Source organism: Ruminococcoides intestinihominis (genome assembly GCF_040096285.1).
GTDB classification, from domain to species: Bacteria; Bacillota; Clostridia; order Oscillospirales; family Acutalibacteraceae; genus Ruminococcoides; species Ruminococcoides intestinihominis.
Genome location: NZ_JBBMEY010000095.1, coordinates 1 through 966 on the forward strand (window position 1 = coordinate 1; position 966 = coordinate 966).

At 29.3% G+C, this 966-nt stretch carries 1 protein-coding gene; it reads right to left on the reverse strand.

Annotated features, from left to right (window positions below):
- On the reverse strand, positions 1 to 957 hold a 957-nt coding region (locus WMO18_RS10870; RefSeq protein WP_367286612.1), incomplete at its 3' end, for a leucine-rich repeat domain-containing protein.
- Positions 958 to 966: the final 9 nt, after the last annotated feature.

Here is a 966-nt window from a genome sequence, read left to right on the forward strand (position 1 = left end):
CGGAATAGTTAACTTACCACTTAATGAAGCACAATTATTAAATGCATTTGTACCTATTGATGTTACATTTCCTAAATCTAATGTTTTGATACCAGTTGCATTTTGGAAAGAATAATTACCGATAGTTGTACCCTCTTCATTACCTTTAATAGTAACTGATGTGATTTTGTTATCTTCTGCAAAAGCATAATCACCGATAGTTTTTACTGATGATGGAATTACTAATTCATTTGATAATGAAGTACATTTATAGAATGCATAGTTACCGATTGTTTCCACTGAATTTGGAATTGTAATTTCTGTTAAAGCAGTACAACCATTAAATGCATAATTATCGATTGTAGTGATTTTGTCAGTTAGTTTTACACTCTTAAGTGCAGTACAACCACTAAATACAGATTTACCGATTTTAGAAACACTTTCTCCAATAGTAATTGAAGTGATTTTCTTGTTATTCTTAAATGCTGATTGGCTGATTTCTTCAACTGTACTTGGGATAGTTACATCAGTAGCTTCACCTGTATATTGAAGCAGTACACCATCTGAAACAACAAATTCATCATTTGAACTCATTAAAATTCTACCATTGTTAATATATGGTGTAAATCTATCTACATATTCACTGTAAGAAACTGTTGGTACATAGACAGTTTCTAGGTTGTTCATATATTCAAAAGTATCTGCACATGGAGTTGTTGGTACTTTTTCACTATTAAAAGTAATCTTCTTTACACTAGTCATATTATAAAATGGATTATAATAATAACCATTTGATGTACCTAGTTGAGTTAAACCTTTACCCAATTCAATTTCTGTTACAGCTGAACAATTTTCAAAAGCACAATTTTCTATTGCTTTTATATTATCAGGAATAGTTATTTTCTTTAAAGATGTGCAATTAGCAAATGATTCATAGCCTATCACTTCTAAGTTTTTAGAAAATTCTATCTCATTAATATTTTTGCA